2 protein-coding genes are annotated in these 1,420 nt (G+C 68.2%); one reads left to right on the plus strand and one right to left on the minus strand.

Going from position 1 to position 1,420, the window contains the following annotated elements; genetic code table 11:
- On the plus strand, positions 1 to 918 hold a 918-nt coding region (locus I71_RS29380), incomplete at its 5' end, for a cytosine deaminase (protein WP_042702748.1).
- Between the two features lie 64 nt (positions 919 to 982).
- Here the strand turns inward: I71_RS29380 and I71_RS29385 are convergent.
- Positions 983 to 1,420, minus strand: a 438-nt coding sequence (locus I71_RS29385) for an aminotransferase class I/II-fold pyridoxal phosphate-dependent enzyme (protein ID WP_042702750.1), incomplete at its 5' end; no start/stop codon positions are given.

Here is a 1,420-nt window from a genome sequence, read left to right on the forward strand (position 1 = left end):
TGCGACCCGCGCCTGCTGCCAGTCGAAGCGCTGCTGGATGTCAAGAAACGTGTCGCCCCCTATCTCGATCTGCAACTGGTCGCCTTCCCGCAGGACGGCGTTCTCCGCTCGGCCGGCGCCAAGGAACTGCTGATCCGGGCGCTCGACATGGGCGTCGACGTGGTCGGCGGCATCCCGCATTTCGAACGCACCATGGCCGATGGCGCCGCCTCCGTTCGGCTGCTCTGCGAGATCGCGGCGGAGCGCGGGCTGCTGGTCGACATGCATTGCGACGAGAGCGACGACCCGCTGTCGCGCCATGTCGAGACTCTTGCCTATGAGACGCAGCGGCTGGGTCTGCACGGCCGGGTGACGGGGTCGCACCTCACCTCCATGCACTCCATGGACAATTACTACGTCTCCAAGCTGATCCCGCTGATGGCGGAGGCGCGGCTGGGGGTGATCGCCAACCCGCTGATCAACATCGTCCTCCAGGGCCGCCACGACACATATCCCAAGCGCCGCGGCATGACCCGCGTGCCGGAGCTGATGACCGCCGGGCTGACCGTCGCCTTCGGCCATGATTGCGTGATGGACCCCTGGTACCCGCTGGGCTCCGGCGACATGCTGGAGGTGGCGCAGATGGGGCTGCATGTCGGCCAGATGACCGGGCAGGACGGCATGAAGGCCGCCTTCGACGCGGTGACGGTCAACCCGGCCAAGCTGCTGCATCTGGACGGCTACGGGCTGGAGCCGGGCTGCAACGCCGATCTGCTGGTGCTCCAGGCCGGCAGCCCGGTGGAAGCGATCCGCACCCGCGCCGCCCGCCTGTTCGTCCTACGCCGCGGCCGGATCGTCAGCCGTTGCGAACCGGTGCAGGCCAAGCTCGACCTGCCGGGCCGGCCGGAGACGGTAGATTTCCTGCTGAAGCGGGGATGACGCGACCATGAAAAAAGCCCGCCGGAACGACCGTTCCGGCGGGCTTTTCTTTGTCGGAACGCCCTTACGCCTTCAGGAAGTCCCGCAGCGCATCGGCCACCGTGCGCATCTCCTGCTCGGTGCCGATGGTGACGCGCAGGCAGCTCGGCAGGCCGTAGGACGGCATCTGGCGGACCAGGATGCCGCGGGCCTTCAGGAACTGGCGGGCGGCCTCGGCGTCGTCCTTGCCGGCGGGCTGGCCCTTGAAATCGACCAGCACGAAGTTGGTGACGCTGGGATGCACCGTCAGGCCCAGCTCCCGCACGGCGGCGGAGAACCACTCGCGCCACTGCTCGTTGTGGCGGCGGGAACGGTCGAGGAACTCGGCATCCTCAACCGCGGCGACGCCGGCGACATGGGCGGCGTTCGAGACGTTGAAGGGACCGCGCACACGGTTCAGCACGTCGACGATCCCGGCCGGACCGTAGCACCAGCCGATGCGCAAGGAGCCCAGCGCGAAGTC

Source organism: Azospirillum sp. B506 (assembly GCF_000333595.1).
In the GTDB taxonomy this organism is placed as follows: domain Bacteria; phylum Pseudomonadota; class Alphaproteobacteria; order Azospirillales; family Azospirillaceae; genus Azospirillum.